The organism is Nonomuraea cavernae (assembly GCF_040655715.1).
GTDB classification, from domain to species: Bacteria; Actinomycetota; Actinomycetes; order Streptosporangiales; family Streptosporangiaceae; genus Nonomuraea; species Nonomuraea cavernae_A.
The window spans coordinates 42,437-61,821 of record NZ_JBFAKL010000042.1 but is presented as its reverse complement, the minus strand read 5'-3'; the positions used below and the strand labels follow the sequence as shown (position 1 = coordinate 61,821).

Genomic DNA, 19,385 nt, shown 5'->3' with positions numbered 1-19,385 from the left:
AGGTCATTGATCGTCACACATCAAGATCACCGGGCGGCTGTTCTGCGTTACGGGCACTGCCCCACAGAGATCACGATCTACGACTGCCGTACTAGGGTCGACTGGGGCGCCCGAGGCCGCGAAGCAGCCGGAAACGTCGAGAACTGGCGAGTGGACAATTCGCAGGTCAAAGCTCATCCTGCGCCATCATGCAGGTCTCAGCCGCCGCCCTTGCTGAAGTGCTGGTAGTCCTTGATGCCTGACCAGTAGCCGCCCCACTCCCAGCCGACCGAGGCGAAGGCGCGTACGACCTTGTCGCCCGGGTTGATCACACCTTTGCCCTTCAGCGGGCGCTTGGTGAACTGTTCGGCGTTCTGGTGGGCGGTGCTGCCGCTGGCCGTGACGTACGGGTTCTCGCGCGGGTTGATGTCCACAGCCTTGCCGTAGGCGTGGTTGGACCAGTTGCCCGATCCCGTGGCCTTGCGGCAGTTGAAGGCCGAGGTGTTGTCCGCTTCGATCGAGTCGAAGTCGTCGCCCTTGTAGGCGTCGACGAGCCGCATCTGCTTGATCGGGAAGCGGATGTCGTACAGCTTCTTGAAGGCGGTCGTGATGTCGCCGGTGACGTTCTTGTTGACGACGAGCTCGCCGGTGTGGGGCCGGTCGTCGAAACCCCAGTACGTCATGGTGACCAGGCGCAGGTCCTGGTAGCTGACGGGGCAGCCGGGGCGCCACGAGTAAGGCAGCCGGTCCCGGGCGATCTTGGTGACCTTGGCGGTGAACTCCGCCGGGCCGGTCCGTGACGGCGAAGGCGACGGTGATGGCGAAGCCGAAGCCGATGGAGTGGTCTGCGCCGGCTCCAGCCCGGTGCGCTCCGGCGGTGCGGCCGGAGTCTGCCCGGCGCATGCGACGACCGTGAGCGTCAGGCAGGCGAGAATGGCAGAACGCTTCATCTGGCCACCATATGTGACGTCTTGCCAGCTCAGAGGACTGTCAGCGATAGTGCGGCGAGTCCGCTCGGCGGCCGAATTTACTGAAGCGTGCCGTCGCCCTGGCGTTGGAACAAGGAAGCACCGCTGACGCGGGGAAAAGATCTGGCGACGAACGACCCGGCAGGGAGGTTGGCTGTACGCTTCCCGGGCCTGCCTGATCACGAACCGGCTTCAGTCGGCGGTGTGCTTGCCGCGACCGGTGATCTCGCGCAGCGCGTCGGCCGCGTACGCCACGAGGACGACGAACGACCCCCCGGCCAGCAGGCCGCCCATCCACAGGTCGTTGACCGTCGCGTCGGCGTAGGCGGCGCCGCGCGGCTGGTAGCCGACGGCGAACGGCGCGACGACCAGCCAGAGGCCGGCCAGGAACAGCAGGAACAGGGCGGTCACGCCCACTTTGGCCTTCATCGGTTGTCCTCCGATCCGACCAGGGTGGTCGTGCCGTTCTGACGGTGTTCGCCGGTGCGGTTCAGGTCTTCGCGCAGCGCCTCGACGAGCGGGGCGAGCAGGGTCGCCAGCTCCGTGGACGACGACTGCGGCGCGACGGGGGCCGGTTCGGGGGCGGGCTGGGGTTCGGGCCGGCGCTCTCGTACGGTCACCAGGCCGCGGGCGACGAGTTCCTCGTGGATGGACGCGACGAAGGCGGCCAGGCCGACGACGCCCAGGACGGCCACGCCCAGGCCGGTGAAGAACTCGGACTTGGTCGCGCCGATCCAGTCGCCCGACTCGGGCTGGGTGCCCAGGGCGAAGGGGGCGATCATGAGCCACAGTCCGGCCATGAGCGCGAGGGTCGCCGCTACAGCGCCCACGAACTTGCGGATCATTGAGCGATTCCTCCTGTGACGAGGTCTTGCTGAGAGGGCGCCGCCTGCGTGATCAGGGCGCGTGAGGTGGGGCGGAGCACGGTCCGGGCGACGAACCTGGCGCGCTCCCGTTCGGACAGGTCATCCGGAGGGGCCAGCTTGGCGACCGCGGTCAGCAGGGCGGACGGCTGTCCGTTGGCGCGCTCGACGCGCTGGGCGATGAGCTCCAGCAGCAGGCCGGCCAGGACCAGGTCGTCCTTGTTGAGCGGCTTCGGTTCGGGCGACGCCGGCACCGTGGCGCCGCGCAGCGGCAGTTCCTTGAGGAAGAGCACGGCGAGGAAGCCGAGCACGGCGATCGGCACGCCCACCAGGAAGACGGTCTCCAGGCCCCGGGTGAACGACTCCAGGACGATGCCCTTGATGGGCTCGGGCAGGCGCTGGATCGCGTCGGGGCTGCCGAGCGAGGGGGTGCCGCCGCCGGGCAGCTCGATGCGCGCGGCGCGCAGCATCTCCGTCATCTCGGTCATGAGACGGTTGGTGAGGATCGCGCCGAACGCGGCCACGCCCACGGCGCCGCCGAGCGACCGGAAGAAGGAGACGCCCGATGTGGTGGCGGCCATGTCGCGCGGCTCGGAGCCGTTCTGGGCGGCGAGGATGAGCATCTGCATCGACAGGCCGAGCCCGAGGCCCAGCACGCCCACGTCGAACCCGATCAGCCATTCGCTCGAGTCCACGTGCAACCGCGACAGCAGGAACAGTCCCACGGCCACGATCAGCAGGCCGGCCACCGGGAACGCCTTCCACTTCCCGGTCCTGGTGACGATCTTGCCGGAGACGACGCCGGCGACGAACAGCGCCAGGACCATCGGCAGCGTCATGAGGCCGGAGGCGGTCGGGCTCATCCCCTTGACGACCTGCAGATACTGCGGCAGGTAGATCATCGCGCCGAACATCGACATGCCCACGAACAGCGACCCGAGGCTGGTGAGCACGAACGTGCGGTTCCTGAACAACCTGGGCGGCAGGATCGGGTTGCGGGCCGTGCGCTCCGAGAGCACCGCCAGGGCCAGCGTGAGCAGGCTCACCGCGCCGAGGACGTACGTCCAGACGGAGTTCCACTCGAACTCCTGGCCACCGAGCGTGAGGAGGAGCATCAGGGCGGTGGCGCTGGCCGTGATGGTGGTCGCGCCCCAGATGTCGATCGAGGTGTCCCGCTTGACCGTGGGCAGCCGCAGCACCTTCTGGATCACCACGGCGGAGACGATCGCGAAGGGCACCACGACGTAGAAGCACCAGCGCCAGCCCAGCCATTCGGTGTCCACGAGGAACCCGCCGAGCAGTGGCCCGGCGACGGTGGAGATGCCGAAGACGGCGCCCATGTAGCCGGAGTAGCGGCCGCGTTCCCGGGGCGAGACGATGTCGCCGAGGATCACCTGGGACAGGGCCGAGAGGCCGCCGACGCCCAGACCCTGCACGGCTCGGGCCGCGATGAGCTGGCCCATGTCCTGTGAGAGACCGGCCACGAGTGAGGCGGCGACGAAGATCCCCAGAGCGGTCTGGAAGAGCAGCTTCCGTCCGAACAGGTCGGACAGTTTCCCCCAGAGTGGTGTCGACACCGTCATGGTCAGCATCGTGGCCGAGGCCACCCAGGAGTACTGGTTCTGCCCGCCGAGCTCTCCCACGATCGTCGGCAGTGCCGTGCCCACCACCGAGGTGGAGATCATCGAGGTGAGCATGGCGAGCATCAGCCCGGACATGACCTCGAGGATCTCCCGGTGGGAGTACTGCCGGGTCTGGGTCATCAAGCCACCGCATTCTCTGTTCAACATCGACGAACTCATCGAGTATACGTACGTTTACTAGCCGGGCGGCAAGCGGGGGCGTCCGGTTAGAGTTCACGGATGGACAACCTCCAGATGGAGGCGCGGCCAAGGGATCGCGCCGCCACCCGGGGCCGGCTGCTCGCCGCGGCACGCTCGCTGTTCGCCGAGCACGGCTACGAGCACGTCACGGTGCGCATGATCGCCGCCGCGGCCGACGCCAACATCGCCCTGGTCGGGCGCTACTTCGGCTCCAAGGCCGGGCTGTTCGGCGAGGTGCTGGCCGGTGAGCCGACGATCAGCAAGGTGCTCGCCGGCGACCGGGCGGGCCTGCCCAGGCGGCTGGCCGAGCACACCGCCCGGCGCATGCACGCCGATCCCGAGAACCCGATCCTGCGCTGCCTCGAACGCTCGGCCGGCCACCCCGAGATCCAGCACCTCGTCCACGGGCGGGTCCGCACCGCGGTGGTCGACCCGCTGGCCGAGCTCCTCGGCGGTCCCGACGCGCAGGCTCGGGCCCGGCTCGTGGCGGCGATGTTCCTGGGGGTCGGCGCGCTACGCCGGCACCTCGGCCCCGAGGAGCCGACGACCGCCGACATCGAACGACTGACCGCGGTCTTCGAGGTCTGCCTGGCCGAACACTGAGGAAACGCCGGGCAGGGGAGAGGCGGGGCCGTGCTTCCGCTGGCCGTCACCAAGGCCGCGATACGCCGTTGACCTCGCGCTACGCCGCCAGGACCTTGGCCTTGGCGCGTTCGTACTCCTCCGGAGTGAGGTCGCCGTGGTTCTTGAGATCGGCCAGCTGGGTGAGCTCATCGGCCTGGCCGGTGGTGCGGCCGACCCGGCGTTCGACGGCCTCGTAGTAACGGGACTCACGATCGGCCATCATGGCGACCTCGCGCCGGCCCATCCCCTTCCCGCGCGCGATCAGGTACACGAAGACGCCCAGCAGCGGCAGCACGATGACGAAGATCGTCCAGCCGGCCTTGCCCCAGCCGTTGAGCGTGTCGTCGCGGAAGATGTCGGCGATGACCCTGAAGAGCAGCATCACCCACAGAATCCAGAGGAAGAACCACATCATGGTGAGGAAGATGTTGAGTAGCGGATAGTCATCCATATCGGTCGTCCCTCCTGTGGTTGAGCGCGCCGGGAGCGGCTGCCCAGGTCTGCCGGAGAACATGACCAGACCGGCCGGAAAGTGGTTCGTTACTTGGGACCTCTCGGGTCTTCCACCTTCGACCCAGGCCATACATGTCAATTTCTGCCCCACAGACCAACTGTCGAATCGGACAAAAGGGGTAAAAAGGTGAAGCTTTGACTTGCTGGTCCTGTGAGTCGGGCTGGCGTCCACGTGCGATGTCATTGTCAGCACAGGGCGCTCGGTGCCTGAATACTGGTGATCGCGCCGGCGGACCGGGGGCTTCGAGAGGCAGTGGACCCGCCGGGCACGGACACGGGAGTGCTCGATGACCGGCTACCAGATCCTCGCCGTCGACGACGACCAGGCGATCCTGCGCGCGCTCCGGCGCGGGCTGCGGCTGGAGGGGTTCGGCGTGGACACCGCCGACTCCGGGCGGCAGGCGCTCGAACTGGTCGGGGCCCGGCGGCCGGACGCCGTCGTCCTCGACGTGTCGATGCCCGGCATGTCGGGCATCGAAGTGTGTGCACAGTTACGGGCAGGCGGGGCCGAGGTGCCGGTGCTGATGCTGTCGGCCATGGACGAGGTGGCCGACCGGGTCGCCGGGCTGGCCGCGGGCGCCGACGACTACGTGGTGAAGCCGTTCGCCCTCGACGAGCTGGTGTTACGCCTGCACGCGCTGCTGCGCCGGGCGGGGTGCGCCCCCGGAGCGACGGTGCGGGCGGGGCCGCTGACGGTGGAGCCGGACGCCCGCCGGGTGACCCTGAACGGCCGGGAGGTCGAGATGACCCGGCGGGAGTTCGACCTGCTGGAGGTGCTGGCGCTCAACGCCGGCATCGTGCTGTCCCGCGAGGTGCTGCTGGAACGCGTCTGGGGCTACGACTTCGAGGTGACCGGCAACGCGGTGGACACCTTCGTCGGCTACCTGCGGCGCAAGCTGGAGGCCGGGGGCGAGCCGCGCCTGGTGCACACCGTGCGCGGGGTCGGCTACGTGCTGAGGTGCCCCACGCCGTGAAGCCGCCCACGTCGCAACCGCCCACGTCGCAACCGCCCACGTGAAGCTGTCCACCCGCTTCGCGCTCTGCCTCGCCGCGCTCGTCCCGCTGATGGTGGCACTGGTGGGGGCGCTCGTGCTGAGCCTGGTCTCGGCAGACCTGCGCGCCGAGCGTGACAGTCAGTTGGTCGTACGGCTCCGGGCGCTGACGCCGATGGCCACCTCGTACGCCTGGCGGGCCCGCGTGATCCCCGCGATCCCGCCGGAATTCCTCGCACAGCGGCTGACCGCGGCCGGCGGCCCTGGCGGCGTGTACATCGAGGTGAACGGCGCCGAACCCCTGGTCATCGGGGACGCGCCCGCGACCCTGCCGCCGCCCGGCGCCGGGCCGGCCGACTTCGCCGAGGGCGAGCGGGAGTGGCGGTTCGTCGCCGCGGACCTGGGACGGCGCGACAGCGGCGCCCGGCTGTGGCTGTTCGAGCCTGCGGAGCGCCTGGACGAACAGATCTCCCTGCTCACCGAGCGGCTGGTGACGGCCACGCTGGCCGCGGCCGGGGTGGGCGCCGTGGCCGGCCTCGCGCTCGGCAGGTTCGCGGTGCGACCGCTCGCGACGCTCACCGGGCAGGCCCGAGCGATCGACACCCCGGCCCGTACGGAGCTCCGGTTGGCGACGAGCTCCGGAGTCGCCGAGATCGACAGGCTGGCGGCGCTGCTCAACGATCTCCTCGACCGGCGGGACGCGGCGGTGGCCCGCACCGGAGAGGCGCTGGAGACCGCGCGCGCCTTCGCGGCCACCGCGGCGCACGAGTTGCGTACCCCGCTGACCAGCATGGGCGCCAACGTCAGCCTGCTCGGCCATCCCGACCTGGATCCGGCCGAGCGCGCCGAGGTCATCGCCGACCTGGGCGCCGAGCACGCCCGGGTGCAGCGGTTGATCACGATGCTGCGCCGGCTGGCGCGCGGCGAGTTGGTCGACCCCGGAACCTTCGCCGAGACCGACGTGAGCGAGATCGTCGCCGCCGCCGCCGACGACGCCCGGCGCCGCCATCCGAAGTCCGTGATCACCGTTGTGGCCGCCGACGGTCTGACCGTACGAGGCTGGGCGGAAGGGCTCCGGATGATCGCCGACAACCTGCTCGACAACGCCGCGATTCACGGACGGGACGAGCACGATCAGGCCGTGATCACGGTGAGCCTGACCGCCGACCGGGAAGACGTGGTCCTCACCGTCCGGGACCGTGGCCCGGGGATCCCGGACGGCGACCGCGAGTCGGTGTTCGACCGGTTCCACCGGCGTTCCGGCAGTCCCGGCTCCGGACTCGGGCTCACCCTGGTCAGGCAGCAGGCGGTCCTCCACGGCGGCACCGCCACCGTGACCGGCGAGGGCGGGACGTGCGTGGAGGTGCGCCTGCCTGCGGTCGGCCCTCCGCCGGAGCGCCCGGCCGGAGGCCGCTCCTGGCTGGAGTAGTGCCCCTTGCCAGAGATCTGCCAGAAACGTGCGTCACCATCGCCGCCTGACGTGAGAACCCCTTCATAGGAGGCAACGTGCGCATGACCCACCTTCGGCGCGTCACGGCGGTCGCCATGCTCGCGCTGGGCGTCGTCCCGGTGACCGGCGTCTTCCCGGTGGCAGCAGCCGCCAAGCCGGCCACCCCCGACGTGGTGCGGCCCTCGGCGAACCCCGTCAAGCTCCAGAGCGCGCCCAGACCGCTGTCCGTGACCTACACCTACGAGGGGCAGCGGCGAACCCTGAACGACTTCCTGACCCGTACGAAGACCAACGGCTTCCTCGTGCTCGACGGGCAGAAGATCGTGTCCGAGCGCTACGTCGACGCCGGCCGTGACACCCGGTTCCAGTCCTGGTCGATGGCGAAGTCCATCACCTCGGCCGCGGTCGGCATCGCGCTGCGCGACGGGCACATCCGCTCGATCGACGACCCGGTGACCAGATACCTGCCCGAGCTGCGCAAGTCGGGCTACAACGGCGTGTCCATCCGCAACCTGCTGCGGATGTCGTCGGGCATCGAGTGGGACGAGCGAAACGACGTGCCGCGGGTGCAGGTGGCCGCGAACAAGGGACGCCCGGTCAAGAAGATCGCGGCACGCCAGGTGCAGGGCTGGGAGCCCGGGAGCGCGTTCGAGTACACGAGCATGAACTCCTTCGTGCTCGCCCGGCTCGTCAGCCAGGCCACCGGCACGCCGTACCACCGCTACCTGGAGCGGAAGATCTGGCAGCCCGCGGGCATGGCGGACACGGCGCAGATCGCCAACGACGGCAACGGCGACAGCTTGGGCTACTGCTGCGTCTACGCCACCGAACGCGACTTCGCCCGGTTCGGCCTGCTCTACCTCCGCATGGGGAAGGCGAACGGGCGGCAGGTGGTGCCGGCCTCGTGGATCAAGGCGTCGACCAAGTCGTCCTCCGTCAATCCCCGCTACGGCCTGCACTGGTGGCTCGGCGGCGAGGGCGAGCGCGACTTCCTGGCCGCCGGGTTCGGCGGGCAGTTCATCTACGTCTCGCCCGAGCACAACGTGGTCGTCGTCAAGTCGACCACCTCCACCACGCCGCCGGACCAGGAGGAGGCGCTGACCGCGTTCCGCGCCGTGGCCGCCGAGGTCGCGAAGACCCGCCGATAGCCGGGAGAGCGCACCCGCGACCCCCTCACCCCGGCCCGGCCGTCCGGGCCGGGAGGACCTCCGCGCGATATCCGCTGGCCTGCAGGGCGAACAGCCGGGCGTACTCGCCGTCGCGGCCGACCAGCTCGCCGTGGGTGCCCTGCTCCACGATCCGCCCGTCGGCGAGCACCACGATGAGATCGGCCTCGCGTACGGCGCTGAGCCGGTGGGAGATGAGCAGGCTGGTGCGCCCGGCCCGATGCCGGCGCAGGTCGGTGTGCAGGTCGTGCTCGGCCTCCGCGTCGAGACCCGCGCTCGGCTCGTCCAGGATGACCAGGTCACGGTTCTCTCGCAGGTACACCCGGGCGAGCGCGACGCGCTGCCACTGGCCGCCCGAGAGCAGGACGCCCGCCGCCAGTTCGTCCTCACCCGGATGCCTGAACGTACGGCTCAGCATCGTGTCGTAGCCCTGGGGGAGGTTCGCGAGCGTCTCGCCGATCCCGGCCAGCGTGGCGGCCCGGTTAATGCGCTCCCGGTCTGACATGACAGAAATGTCGCCCACGCCGATGTTCTCGGCGGCGGTGAACTCGTAAGCGACGCAGTCCTGGAAGACGGCGGCGATCCGGTCGCGGAGATCCGCGGGGTCCATCTCACGGATGTCCACCCCGTCCCAGAGCACCGCGCCGCGTTGCGGATCGTAGAACCGGCAGAGCAGTTTGACCAGCGTCGACTTGCCGGACCCGTTGAGGCCGACCAGAGCCAGCGCGCTGCCGTAGGGCAGGAACAGATCCACGCCCTTCAGCACCCACGGATGCGCGTCGTCGTAGCGGAACCACACGTCGCGGAACTCGATTCCATGCCGGAACGGCGGCGCCTGCCTCGGCGCCTCCAGCACCGGCAGGTCCGGTTCGGCCCGCACCACCTCGCGGTAGTGGCCGAACAGGAGCAGCGACTCGTACACCCCGCCGACCGACCCGACCAGCTCCGCGAGGCCCGACTGCACTCCGGCCACCGCCGCGATGAAGACGGCCACGTCGCCGATCGACAGCGCGCCGCCCGCCGTACCCGCCACCACCCAGATCAGGCCGGCGCCGGCGGTCACCGCGCCGAGCGCGCTGAGCAGCGTCTGCGCCTTCAACTCGCGTACGTCGACCGCCCGCTCGCTCTCCTGGGCATCGCGGACGTCGGCCAGCAGCCGCCGCCGGAGGTACTCACCGAGTCCGAACAGGCGGACTTCCTTGGCGAAGTCGAGGCTGGTGAGCAGCCTGCCGAAGAAGGCGCTGCGGCGGCCGAGCGGACTGATCATCCACTGCATGCCGGCCCGGAGCCGGCTCAGGGCCACCTCCGCGATGACGGTCGGCACCGCGGCGAGCAGCACCACGGCGGTCATGACCGGGCTCAGCAACGTCAGGGTGACGACGAACCCGACGACCGAGATGAGCGTCCGCAGCACCGAGAACGCGGGCAGGACGATCTGGACGGCCGCCGTCTGGCCCGTCTGTTCGGCCAGCCGCAGCCGGTCGAGGAACTGCGGCGTCTCGAAGCGCGCCAGCCCGGCGAACCGGTTCACCGCACCGAACAACTCGTCGCGGGCGAGCAGGTCGAGCCGCCGGCGCAACTGCGCGTCGAGATAGCGGTTGAGGTGGGGAAGGGTGGTGGACAGCAGGCCGATGACGGCCAGCCCGGCCGCCAGTCCGGCCAGCAGCGCCTGGTCACGCCGCGGGCTGCTCAGCTCGTCGAGAAGCAGCTTGGTCAGCCAGGCGACCGCGACGGGCCAGATGCCCGACAGTACCGACGCGACGACGGAACCGAGCGCCAACAGCGGGCCAGATCGCCAGACCATCACCCACGCGGCGCCGGCCCGCTCCCAGAGCGTGCCGGCGGCCCCAGCGTGCCGCAGGCCCGAGGGTGAACCGTCCGCACGGTTCCGTGCGGCGCGGATCACGCGGATACCGGCCGGTCCAGCTCCATCACGGAGATGGAGGCGGCCCGCACCACTCCCTCGGAGGCGAGATAGAAGGCGGGAAAGGCCCTGGCCTGGAACGCCTTCTCGATCGGGCCTCCCCAGGGCTGGCGGACCACGCTCGCGATCGGCCGCAGCTTTTCGACAAGCTGCTCGGCCTGGGCACTGTCATCTCCCATGATCACCGCCACCGCTGCGGGGCGGTCGACGCGCCGGTCGGTGATGAGGCCGACAAGATCCGGCAGTTGGTCCAGGCACACCGAGCACTCCGTGGAGAGCAGGGCGACAACCTCAGGCGAGGTCACCCGGCTGTCGATCGTCTCACCGTCGACGGACTCGGCCTCGAACACTGGGAGCGATGTCCCGGTCGCCAGCAGCACCTCGGCCGGGTCTCCCGCCTTGAGCGCCACGAGCTGTTCGGTGTGCTCTCGTAACCGACGGATCACGGCCAGTGTGAGAACCAGATTGACCAGGCACAAAAGCCCGAAGACGACCATTCCCGCGACGAGAAACGGCACTCCGTCTTCCTTTCAGGACCGAGCCGGCGGGGAGGCCGGCGCGAACAATGACGCGAGATCGTCGGTGAACACGACCCCGATGACGACCACCAAGGCGGCCCCGACGGCGACCGCCACCCCGCCGGGAAGCAGGGCGGCGTCGCCGGCGACGACGGGAGTGGTGGCACCGGCCAGCGCGCTCGCGACGACCAGGACAAGCTCGACGGCTACCACGAGATAGCGCGGCCGAGCCGATCCGATCGCCGGCACGAGCGCGGACAGGTGCGCGCGAACACCTCGGGAGAGGAGCGGTCACGCACCTTGCGCACCGCGCCGATCAGGCGGCGGCAGGCCGGTGCCACTTACTCCAACTCAGCAGCAGTCGTAGCAGACGGCCCTGCAGGTCCGGTCGTTGCCGCACCACTTCAGCTTCGAGGAGCGGTCGAGCCAGCGGTAGCAGTAGTAGTTGCAGCCATTGCCGTCAGTGTAGAGATACTTACCCTGGCACAGCGGGGCCGCGTCCGCGCTGCTGCTGGGCAGCAGCAACCCGAGCAGTTTGTCGCCCAGAGCGTTGACCTTTTTGATCATGTTTCTCCCTTACGCATCGACTGTGCACAGGCCCGCTGCAGCGAGCGCGGGACCCATGTCACCTCCACACCGCGGTGCGCCGTCACCCTCTCAGTGAGCCCTACCGGAGCCCTACCGGATCACTACCCGGTCGCTACCGGCGGGGCTGATCGGGTTCGGGGCGCGGGAGGTCAGACGCCTGGTCACGACACCGACCAGGTGCTCAGCAGGCAGGAAACCCCAGGTCCTGGAGTCGTAACTGTCGAGCGCGTCCCCGAAGACCACGAGGCGACCGGCCGGGACGGGCGTCCCGGCCGGTCGCCCGCAGGCGTCGACGGCGGCCTCCGGCAGGGGGTCGCCGGGAACGGCCACGACCCGCTTGATGCTCCAGCCCCTGCGTGCCGGACTCGTGGATGACGGCGACCCGTTCCAGCCCGCCCGCGACGGCGGCGTGCGCAACACCACCACGTCGCCGCGAGCAGGCAGCCGGATGGTAGCCCTGCGGACCAGGACCCGGTCGCCATCGGTGAAGGCCGGGCGCATGCTGGCGCCGTTGACCGTGATGACGAGATAGCGGTGTCGTACGGCCAGCAGGCCGACGGCCACGGCGACGCCTGCGGCGATCACCATGCTCACCCGCCGGTCCGTCATGGCGCGGACAGCATCTGGGCCGCCGGTGTCTCGATCAGGATGGCGTGCTCGATGTCGCGCAGTTCGCTACTCGGCTCGATGCCCAGCTCCTCACGCAGCCGCCCTCGGAGGCCGTGGTAGGCGCGCAGGGCCTCGACCCTGCGGCCGCACCCGTACAGGGCGATCATCAGTAACACGTACAAGCGCTCGCGTAGCGGATGGCTGCTGATCAGCGGCTCTATCTCGGCCGCCACCCTGGCGTGCCCGTCGAGCGCCAGCTCGGCGTGCATGCACTCCTCCCATGCGATCAGACGTTGTTCCTCCAGGTGGGTGGCTTCCGCGGCGAGCCCGGGCACGCCGTCGAGCGCCCGCCCGAACCACCGGGCCAGGGCCCGGCGGAAGCAGGTGACCGCCGCGGGCAGGTCACCCGCCGCCATCGCGGACGAGGCCTGCCGCACCTCTCCTCTGAACACCTCCACGTCGATCTCGCCCGGGTCGGCGTGGAACAGGTATCCCGAGGAGACCGTGCTGATCCGCTCGCCTCCGGTGGTTGTACGACCCAGCATCTGACGTAACGCCGAGAGGGTCTTCTGTATCTGCGCCTGTGCGGTGGGGGGTGGGTGGTCCCCCCACACGATGTCGACCAGCCTGTCGGTCTCCACGACCCGATTGGCGTTCAGTGCCAGAGACGCGAAGACCGCGCGCTGGCGATGCCCTCGAAACCACAGGCGGCAGGCGTCGCCTCGCACCTCCGGCGGACCGAGAAGGCAAAACTTCATATACACCCCGTAGAAGCTCACATACTCGTAAACTGGACAGAAAGGCAGTTCGTGCGACATAAGCTACTAATTCCCGAATTATGCGCTATGACCTATTTCACTCACTAGGGGGCCTCAATGGCGATGCGCAATCTCGGCTCTACTGTCATGGAATCGATACGGGGTTTGTCAGCTCTGGACGTTTGGCCGACCCGGGGCCCTGCCCGGCGCCAGGTTGGCACGGCCAGGCAAACCTTGACCGGCACCTCGGCGTGTGGCACAAGAAGACGATCGGCACATACCCGACTTGTGGCGACCGCGCCCAGAGGGAGCAGGGGGACGCTCCGAATCACCCGCTGAGAAGAGGACCACCAAGCCTTTACGGACACTCGTCTCGGTCTTGGCGACTTCCCTCTAGGGGGCAGGCACCACCAGCAAGTGGCCTGCCAGCCGCAATGTCGCAGATCACCAGCACTTCTAAGGTTTACCTATGAGGTTCGCACGAAGGAGTTCCCGCAGAAGGTGCGCAAGCCGACCGGGAACCTCAAAAAATCGCTGACTGTGCTCGACTCCACTTGCGACTGGAAGCCGACGGTGCCGGTCCACATGTTCCACGCCAAGGGTGACACCGACGTCTCCTTTGACAACGCGCTGTGCCGCCGGCCTCACCGACGTGGGCGACATCGACCACAACCTGTCGGTACGCGAAGCCCTGCCGCAGGTGACCAAGGAGTTCGCCGCCGACTGATGGATACGGGGGTGTGCTCGCCGGACAGCCCTTTCAGGGATCACCCGAATCCGGGTACGGCCCGGTTCACTCAGAATTGAGCGTTATGGAGATGGGGAGAACGGCCATGATCGCGGGTCTTCTCGGCCTCGCGGCGGTGTTGACCGGGTGCGGCGTCGGCGGCTCGCCGAATCAGGACACCGTGTCGTACGACGTCACCGACAAGGTGGCGGCGCTGCACATCGAAGCCGACTCCGGGTCCGTGGAAGTGGTCGAGTCGGATCGTCAGGGGATCCGCGTGACCGAGCGACTGAGCTGGCACAAGAACAAGCCGGAGACCAGCCACGAGGTGCAGGGTGACACGCTGGAGCTGGCGTTCGCCTGTCCTATCACGTGGGGGTGGGGCGCCATGGGCACGTCCTGCGACGTGAGCTACCAGGTCGAGGTGCCCAAGGAACTCCGCGTCAAGGTGATCTCCGACTCGGGGGACCTGACGCTGAAGGGCCTGTCCGGCAGCTTGGAAGCCTCGACCGACTCCGGGGCCATCAAGACCATCGGGCTGACAGGCAAGCAGGTCAGCGCGAAGACCGATTCGGGGGATATGACCCTGGCCTTCACCGGGCAGCCCGACACGGTCACGACCTCCACGGATTCGGGCAAGACCGTGATCCACGTGCCGCGGGGGCCGTACAAGATCGTGGCCACGACGGATTCCGGGAACAAGGACATCACTGCCGCCAGCGACTCCTCAGCCGAGAGTTCGCTCGAACTGTCCAGCGACTCTGGGGACATGGAGGTTGTGACGCCCTGACTTGTGTGCGTCCGGCCAATGGATGTATCCACCCCCTCGGTTCCACCCTGCTCGGTTCGATGACCCAAAGCGCCGGCTGATGTGGTTCGAGTGCGACGCCGAGTTAGAGGCATCCTGATCTGGTGTGTCCCTCGACCGTTGTCGGCATGGTGCGGCTGACCGGGCCTGCAGAGACCTGAAAACCCTCTCCTCAAGATCGGGGCGAGGGCCTCTCAACTGCGCAGGGCCGGGGATTTGAACCCCGGATGGCGTTGACAGGGCACGGTCGGTACGTGCCCTGTCGCCGCCCATGTGATGCGTACGCGTACGGTCGGAGCGAGATGATCGTCAGGCTCGGACTATTGGACCTGCCTGCCGCCCCCACCCACCTCTTCGCTGCTCTGACAGGTGGCGATGGACACCAGATCACTGACGGGCGTCCGCCAAGCGCCGTACCTGGTCGTGTACGTGTCCCTACCGATCTTGTAGCATCTGGCCCACGCCCTGAACGTGCCAGTGCCCTTGTTGCAGTTTGCCATCCAGCCATTGCCATAGGGGATGTCGCTGCAGTTGCTGGGCAGGGCGTGCGCGGCCGTTGTGGGAAGCACCATGGTGCCGGCCATGATTCCGCCGATCGCGGCCAGTTGCAGCGCCCTCTTGACCTTCGAACCCATGACTCTCCTCTCGTGGGCGGCACCCGTGCAGGTACCGCTCCAGATCCCGTGCACCCGGCCGAGCGCGCCCCAAAAGGGAGCTTTCGCCCTGCGCGACGGGATTTCGGTGAACCTGTCCGAAGGATAAGTAAGGTGCTTTATACGGCGACTTGTGATCGGCTACCGATGCACTTGCCAGGATCGCTCCACGGTCTCCATCAAAGCCGGGGCGGTTCAGAGAGCTGTTGCGCCGACGGCCTGGCCCCCGGTGCGCTCAAGGTCTGAGCGTGAGCCGTCAGGAGGTGGGGCGGATGCGCGAGTGCTGTGCCTGGAACCAGTCGGCGGCGATGTCGGTTTCGGTGATCCGTCCGATCAGCGCCAAGGCGGAACTGATGCTCTCGTCCTCTTCCACGCGATCGTCGAGGCCGCCGCCATCGGTGATTTGGAAGCGCAGTCCGTCCATCAAGTGGTCAAGCGCGTGCGGATCGTCGCCGAACCGCTTCTCTGGCCAGGTTGGCTCGAAGGAGACGATCATGCGCCCGTCGCCGGCGTACTTGAAGTGTTCCCTGCCGTGGATGTTCATGCTGAAGCTGATTGCCTGACGGCCGCCCTCGGTGATGGACAGCAGAAATTCGTCGTCGGAACGCGCCGGCACGATGCCGATCCAGCCGTTGACCTCGGCCACCCAGTCGGAACCGTCATCGATGTTGTGGTCGAGGATCTCGCTCAGATAGCAGGGGGTGCGGGTGGCGAGGTCCAGGTGGAAGGCCGGGGCAAGGGCGTCGAGGTCCGCGCCCTTGATCCATAGGGCACTGAATCCCAGCAGCCACGGGTCGTCGTCATCGAGTCCCTCGGTGAAGATCGTCGAGACCAGAAGGTCGTACAGGTAGGTTCGTGACTGCTTGGCTGCCTCTCGACAAGGAGGGTGTTCCGCAAGGCGCCCCCGCGGATGGTGGGTTACGGGGTGTCTCTGATGGTCATGATCGTTTCCCGGCTGAGCGTGCAGGGGGTCAGCGTGCCGCGTCGGGCATGCGGACCGTTATGTACGGGTGAGGTTGCTGCAGCCACTCGCTGGTCAGCCTTGCTCCTGTGGTGTGGTCGATGACCGCGAGCATGGCGGCTTTCCAGTCGTAGTCCTCGTCGCGCTCCTCGAAGTTGATGAAGAAGTCCGTCATCGCCTGCAGCTCGGGCCATTGATCGATGTTGGCATGGTCTTCCGGTCTCCCGGGACCGAACGCGTCGATCGCCACGATGATCTCGCCTCCGGCCGCGAAACTCAGCCGGTTGTGGAGGTTGACGTTCCACCAGGCGCTGTAGGCCCGGGCTCCCTGGCTGAGCCGCCGGAGCACGGCGGGCATTGATCCGAGGTAGTCGCCCTCCACGAACATAACGGTCGATCGGCACCAATCGATGAACACGGGATAGTCGGTGTCGTAGGGGAGCCCGAGGGTGTCAGGCAGTGCTGGCTCATGAAGCTGGTGCGGCGCATCTCCGCTGAGCCGGGCGGCGAGTTGGTTCAGGGGGAACGCTTGTCCACTGTCCGGCACCACTACGGTCCAGCACATGGCCACGTCGAGCCATAGATGGGTGGAGAGGAACTGCCGGTAGTGCTCGCGCGGGTCGGCAGTTGGCGGCTGTCTGGTGTTCACGCATCGCTCCTTTGCCCGTCGGGAACGGATCTTCGAAATCCTCGCAGAGACGGCAAAGGGCTGGTTGATCATCGGTGCTGCCGTTGAGGCTCTGAAGGGATCTTGCAGTCGTGGGGGTCAGCGATGCCATTGCGCGTGGAGCGACTGGCCATCGCGCGTGAGGGACTGGCCGTGCTGGCGGCCGACGACGAGCCGGACGATGCAAAGCCCGGCGATTCCGCCGGAGGGAGGGGGCGATCAGCCGGTACGGCTCATGCAGGATGTACGGCAGGGCGAGATCGTGTGGGTAGGTCTTCGCCCGCCGCCAAGTTCCGGAGGGCTGACCTGGGGAGGTGGTGTCTGTAAACCCATCAGTTCAGTGTTCGCGGAGGCCGCATTCGGATGGGTAGAGGGTGAGGCCCGTTAAGACTGCCCCGGGTGGCGTTGGCCCGAGTCCCTGCGGTTCCAGGCGTCGTTGAGGCGATGGCGTTGATGGCCTGCCATCCGGCCAGTGGCGCTGTTTCGGCAATGAGATGGGCGAGCTGGGTTCGGATGCGTGGTCGTACGGCGTGGCGGTGGGCTCGTTCGATCTGGGCCATCTGGGCGTGCATCTTGTCGGCGATGGCGATGCTGCCGAGTCTGCGGTCCTGGAGGCGGAGGTTGTTGGTGTCCGTTCGCAGGATCATGACCATGGTGTCGTCGACGGTTGTGGCGGCGTCCAGGCGGGTGGTGAGTTCGTCGGTCTGCTCCTGGGGGAATCCGTAGCCGTTGCAACGAGCACTGCAACTATGACGCCACAGAAGATCGAAAGGCCCTCGACCCGATGAACGGGCGAGGGCCTTTCACCTGCGGAGGATCGGGGATTTGAACCCCGGATGGTGTTGCCACCAAACCGCATTAGCAGTGCGGCGCCATAGACCTGACTAGGCGAATCCTCCTGGTAGCCACGCGGCTCAGGACAGCGTACCGGCCTTCTGGCGAGGCGGCAAAGTGGTTGCCCCGCGCGTCTCTGTCAGGAGTTATCCACAGCCTGTGGACGGTGACCTGTGGACAACTCCTGGCAGAGGGCGTGCGGGAGGCGGAGGTCACGCGGCCGGGTTGGCCTCGCCCTCGATCTCGATCTTGACCTTCTTGCCCACCAGGACGCCGCCGGTCTCCAGGGTCTGGTTCCAGGTCAGGCCGAAGTCCTCGCGGTCGAGCTCGGTGCTGATGGAGAAGCCCCAGAGCGCCTGGCCCCAGGGGTTGGTGCCGGCGCCGCCGTACTCGACGGCGAGCTCGACTTCCCTGGTGACGTCGCGGACCGTGAGGTCGCCGACCACCTTGAACTCGTCACCCGAGTGCTCGACGACGCGGGTGCTCTTGAAGGTGATCTCGGGGAACTTCTCGACCGACAGGAAGTCGTCGCTGCGCAGGTGGGCGTCGCGGTCGGGGACGTGGGTGTCGATGCTCGCCGTTTTGATCGTAAGCTCGGCGGACGACTCCAGCGGGTTCTCGGCGATCGTCACGGAACCGCTGAAGTCGGTGAAGTTCCCGCGCACCTTGCTGACCATCATGTGCTTGACCACGAACCCGATGCGCGTGTGGGCCACGTCGAGGGCGTAGGTGCCGGGGGCGGGGATGGTCAGGCTTTCCCAGGTGCGGGTGCTCATGGGGCTCTCCTTCAGAAGCTTGCTGTGCAGATGGTTGAACTAACAAATGTCTACACGAGGAATATTCCGTTCGTCAACTAACGTCGGTTACAGTATGAGCGTGCTCCCCATCGACGATCCCCGCCTGACGGCCATAGGTCTGCTGTCAGAGGTTCACGCAGGGCTGGTTGGCAGGATGCAGCCAGTACTGCTCGCAGCCGGTTTGTCCGACATCGACTTCGAGACGTTGATCCGCCTGAGTCGTTCTCCCGGCGAGCGGTTGCGGATGACGGACCTCGCGGCCCAGACCGGTCTGTCCACCAGCGGCGTGACCAGGGTCGTCGACCGTCTCGAACGTGACGGCCTCATCGCCCGCGTGGCCTGCCCGACCGACCGGCGCGCCTCCTACGCCACGCTCACCGAGGCCGGGCGCGACCGGCTCGCCACGGTGCTGCCCCTCCATCTGTCCGACATCGACACCTGCTTCACCGGCCTGCTCGCCGAGGAGGAGCTCGAGTCCTTCCTGGCCATCCTGCGCAGGATCAGGGACGTCGTACGGCCGTGCGCTACGGCTGGGGCGACTGAGTCTCGGTCCCAGGACCAGGGTGAGTCTCGGGCGCCGGGTGAGTCTCGGTCCCCAGTTCACCCCTGAGCTTGGCCATGGCCCGAGACACCGTGCTCTTGACCGTGCCCACGCTGATGCCCAGGGTTCTGGCGATCTCCCGTTCGCTCAGGTCCTCGTAGTAGCGCAGCACGATCGCGGCCCGCATCCGATCGGGCAGGTTGCTCAGCGCCTGGTCGAGCTGCTCGTGCACCTCACCCTGGGCCTCGCCCTCGGAGGTGACCTCCGGCAACTCCTCGGACGGGTACTCCTCCACCTTGCGCCGTCGCCACTGCGAGATGTTGATGTTGACCATCGCCCGCTTCACGTAACCGTCAAGCGCGCCTCGATCCTGAATGCGATCCCACGCGAGATAGGTCTTGGTCAGGGCGTTCTGCAGGAGATCCTCCGCGTCCAGGGGGTGCCCGGTCAACTGGTGAGCCGCGCGCAGCAGAGCAGGTCCGCGGGCCTGAACGTACTCGCGGAACTCCTCTTCCTCCCTGGCGGTCTGCATCGTGGCCAGAATCGCAGCCCAATGCTCTGTAACGGCTGAACCGCAATCCAGGATTCGGCTTACCGACGATAAAAGTAGGTCAAGGTCGGT

23 protein-coding genes and 1 tRNA gene are annotated in these 19,385 nt (G+C 67.8%); 7 read left to right on the top strand and 17 right to left on the bottom strand.

From position 1 onward, the window contains the following. Positions 1–197 precede the first annotated feature (197 nt). The 4 genes from AB0I38_RS38345 to AB0I38_RS38330 form a co-directional block, all read right to left on the bottom strand. Complete coding sequence (locus AB0I38_RS38345; RefSeq protein WP_358494391.1) at positions 198–929, bottom strand: M15 family metallopeptidase; 732 nt, start codon at positions 927–929, stop codon at positions 198–200. 210 nt (positions 930–1,139) lie between these two features. Beyond that, positions 1,140–1,376: a hypothetical protein gene (locus AB0I38_RS38340; protein ID WP_358494387.1), complete on the bottom strand. Its 237-nt coding sequence runs from the start codon at positions 1,374–1,376 to the stop codon at positions 1,140–1,142. Then, the gene (locus tag AB0I38_RS38335) at positions 1,373–1,792 is read right to left on the bottom strand and encodes a hypothetical protein (RefSeq protein ID WP_358494383.1); all 420 of its coding nucleotides are present in this window, start codon (positions 1,790–1,792) and stop codon (positions 1,373–1,375) included. The genes AB0I38_RS38340 and AB0I38_RS38335 overlap by 4 nt, the downstream gene beginning before the upstream one ends. Then, the gene (locus AB0I38_RS38330; RefSeq protein WP_358494377.1) at positions 1,789–3,573 is read right to left on the bottom strand and encodes an MDR family MFS transporter; all 1,785 of its coding nucleotides are present in this window, start codon (positions 3,571–3,573) and stop codon (positions 1,789–1,791) included. Before AB0I38_RS38330 ends, AB0I38_RS38335 begins: the two co-directional genes overlap by 4 nt. A 99-nt stretch (positions 3,574–3,672) precedes the next feature. Between AB0I38_RS38330 and AB0I38_RS38325 the strand changes: the two genes are divergently transcribed. After that, positions 3,673–4,236 (top strand): TetR/AcrR family transcriptional regulator, encoded by a 564-nt coding sequence (locus tag AB0I38_RS38325; RefSeq protein ID WP_358494370.1) that lies wholly within the window; start codon positions 3,673–3,675, stop codon positions 4,234–4,236. 79 nt (positions 4,237–4,315) lie between these two features. Here the strand turns inward: AB0I38_RS38325 and AB0I38_RS38320 are convergent, their stop codons facing one another. Further along, on the bottom strand, positions 4,316–4,708 hold the full coding sequence (locus AB0I38_RS38320; protein ID WP_358494367.1) for an SHOCT domain-containing protein: 393 nt from the start codon (positions 4,706–4,708) through the stop codon (positions 4,316–4,318). A 349-nt stretch (positions 4,709–5,057) separates the two neighbouring features. Here AB0I38_RS38320 and AB0I38_RS38315 point away from each other — a divergent pair, with 349 nt between their 5' ends. The 3 genes from AB0I38_RS38315 to AB0I38_RS38305 all read left to right on the top strand — a co-directional run bounded on the left by AB0I38_RS38315 (position 5,058) and on the right by AB0I38_RS38305 (position 8,360). Beyond that, positions 5,058–5,744 carry a response regulator transcription factor gene (locus AB0I38_RS38315; RefSeq protein ID WP_358494363.1) on the top strand — a complete coding sequence of 229 codons (687 nt, stop codon included), beginning with the start codon at positions 5,058–5,060 and terminating at the stop codon, positions 5,742–5,744. 40 nt (positions 5,745–5,784) lie between these two features. After that, complete coding sequence (locus tag AB0I38_RS38310) at positions 5,785–7,191, top strand: sensor histidine kinase (RefSeq protein ID WP_358494360.1); 1,407 nt, start codon at positions 5,785–5,787, stop codon at positions 7,189–7,191. Positions 7,192–7,274: 83 nt separating this feature from the next. After that, on the top strand, positions 7,275–8,360 hold the full coding sequence (locus tag AB0I38_RS38305; RefSeq protein ID WP_358494357.1) for a serine hydrolase domain-containing protein: 1,086 nt from the start codon (positions 7,275–7,277) through the stop codon (positions 8,358–8,360). A 25-nt stretch (positions 8,361–8,385) separates the two neighbouring features. Here AB0I38_RS38305 and AB0I38_RS38300 read toward each other — a convergent pair whose 3' ends face one another. From AB0I38_RS38300 to AB0I38_RS38275, 6 genes are all read right to left on the bottom strand, one after another. Continuing rightward, complete coding sequence (locus AB0I38_RS38300) at positions 8,386–10,284, bottom strand: ABC transporter ATP-binding protein (RefSeq protein WP_358494354.1); 1,899 nt, start codon at positions 10,282–10,284, stop codon at positions 8,386–8,388. Continuing rightward, on the bottom strand, positions 10,281–10,820 hold the full coding sequence (locus AB0I38_RS38295; RefSeq protein WP_358494348.1) for a TlpA family protein disulfide reductase: 540 nt from the start codon (positions 10,818–10,820) through the stop codon (positions 10,281–10,283). The genes AB0I38_RS38300 and AB0I38_RS38295 overlap by 4 nt, the downstream gene beginning before the upstream one ends. A gap of 12 nt (positions 10,821–10,832) precedes the next feature. Next, a complete protein-coding gene (locus AB0I38_RS38290; protein WP_358494345.1) occupies positions 10,833–11,069 on the bottom strand; it encodes a hypothetical protein in 237 nt (78 codons plus the stop codon). A gap of 102 nt (positions 11,070–11,171) precedes the next feature. After that, positions 11,172–11,387 (bottom strand): hypothetical protein, encoded by a 216-nt coding sequence (locus tag AB0I38_RS38285; RefSeq protein WP_358494342.1) that lies wholly within the window; start codon positions 11,385–11,387, stop codon positions 11,172–11,174. 111 nt (positions 11,388–11,498) lie between these two features. Beyond that, positions 11,499–12,017, bottom strand: a complete 519-nt coding sequence (locus AB0I38_RS38280; RefSeq protein WP_358494340.1) for a S26 family signal peptidase — start codon at positions 12,015–12,017, stop codon at positions 11,499–11,501. Beyond that, positions 12,014–12,775, bottom strand: coding sequence for an AfsR/SARP family transcriptional regulator (locus AB0I38_RS38275; RefSeq protein ID WP_358494335.1), 762 nt, complete (start codon positions 12,773–12,775; stop codon positions 12,014–12,016). Before AB0I38_RS38275 ends, AB0I38_RS38280 begins: the two co-directional genes overlap by 4 nt. Positions 12,776–13,608: 833 nt before the next feature. Here AB0I38_RS38275 and AB0I38_RS38270 point away from each other — a divergent pair. Continuing rightward, positions 13,609–14,292, top strand: a complete 684-nt coding sequence (locus tag AB0I38_RS38270) for a DUF4097 family beta strand repeat-containing protein (protein WP_358494332.1) — start codon at positions 13,609–13,611, stop codon at positions 14,290–14,292. A 338-nt stretch (positions 14,293–14,630) separates the two neighbouring features. Here AB0I38_RS38270 and AB0I38_RS38265 read toward each other — a convergent pair whose 3' ends face one another. The 3 genes from AB0I38_RS38265 to AB0I38_RS38255 all read right to left on the bottom strand — a co-directional run bounded on the left by AB0I38_RS38265 (position 14,631) and on the right by AB0I38_RS38255 (position 16,573). Then, a complete protein-coding gene (locus tag AB0I38_RS38265) occupies positions 14,631–14,945 on the bottom strand; it encodes a hypothetical protein (protein WP_358494327.1) in 315 nt (104 codons plus the stop codon). A 274-nt stretch (positions 14,946–15,219) separates the two neighbouring features. After that, positions 15,220–15,609 (bottom strand): DUF6461 domain-containing protein, encoded by a 390-nt coding sequence (locus AB0I38_RS38260; RefSeq protein WP_358494324.1) that lies wholly within the window; start codon positions 15,607–15,609, stop codon positions 15,220–15,222. 325 nt (positions 15,610–15,934) lie between these two features. Further along, positions 15,935–16,573 (bottom strand): DUF6461 domain-containing protein, encoded by a 639-nt coding sequence (locus tag AB0I38_RS38255; RefSeq protein ID WP_358494319.1) that lies wholly within the window; start codon positions 16,571–16,573, stop codon positions 15,935–15,937. Between the two features lie 512 nt (positions 16,574–17,085). Here AB0I38_RS38255 and AB0I38_RS38250 point away from each other — a divergent pair. Then, positions 17,086–17,379, top strand: a complete 294-nt coding sequence (locus AB0I38_RS38250; protein ID WP_358494315.1) for a hypothetical protein — start codon at positions 17,086–17,088, stop codon at positions 17,377–17,379. 22 nt (positions 17,380–17,401) lie between these two features. On the opposite strand, the gene AB0I38_RS38245 is transcribed toward AB0I38_RS38250, so the two are convergent. Together AB0I38_RS38245 and AB0I38_RS38240 are read right to left on the bottom strand one after the other, a co-directional pair. Continuing rightward, a tRNA-Ser gene (locus AB0I38_RS38245) sits at positions 17,402–17,490 on the bottom strand. A gap of 147 nt (positions 17,491–17,637) precedes the next feature. Next, positions 17,638–18,201, bottom strand: coding sequence for a YceI family protein (locus tag AB0I38_RS38240; protein WP_358494311.1), 564 nt, complete (start codon positions 18,199–18,201; stop codon positions 17,638–17,640). 175 nt (positions 18,202–18,376) lie between these two features. On the opposite strand from AB0I38_RS38240, the gene AB0I38_RS38235 reads away from it, so the two are divergent. Beyond that, positions 18,377–18,832, top strand: a complete 456-nt coding sequence (locus AB0I38_RS38235; RefSeq protein ID WP_358494304.1) for a MarR family winged helix-turn-helix transcriptional regulator — start codon at positions 18,377–18,379, stop codon at positions 18,830–18,832. Here AB0I38_RS38235 and AB0I38_RS38230 read toward each other — a convergent pair. Then, positions 18,747–19,295: a SigE family RNA polymerase sigma factor gene (locus AB0I38_RS38230; protein ID WP_358494299.1), complete on the bottom strand. Its 549-nt coding sequence runs from the start codon at positions 19,293–19,295 to the stop codon at positions 18,747–18,749. The two genes, AB0I38_RS38235 and AB0I38_RS38230, sit on opposite strands and share 86 nt — an antisense overlap. Positions 19,296–19,385 lie beyond the last annotated feature (90 nt).